We start from the raw sequence: 237 nt of genomic DNA on the forward strand, positions 1-237 counted from the left end.
AAATCAGCGCGTATTGATCTGTTTCTACTATAACGGTGGATTCGCAGTCTATGTATTATTGGGCGGCTGCCGCCAGGTCGTCAGCGATGATACTTCCCAGGAAGCTCTCGATATAGCCCGCCAGAACGTAGAGCTGAACAAGCTGGATCTGATCAAAGCCGAGTTTGTGCGTGATGACGTGTTCAAGTTGCTGCGCGCATATCGCGATCGTGGTGAGAAATTTGATGTTATCGTGAT

Annotated in this window: 1 protein-coding gene; it reads left to right on the forward strand. The window is 48.9% G+C overall.

All coding sequences use genetic code 11. The annotated features are described in order from the left end of the window. Positions 1 to 237 (forward strand): class I SAM-dependent methyltransferase (locus QMN38_RS26875; protein ID WP_323606445.1); only part of this gene is annotated, 237 nt, incomplete at both ends.

The sequence above is a fragment of the Citrobacter sp. R-1.5.2 genome, assembly GCF_035064245.1.
Classification (GTDB): Bacteria; Pseudomonadota; Gammaproteobacteria; order Enterobacterales; family Enterobacteriaceae; genus Citrobacter.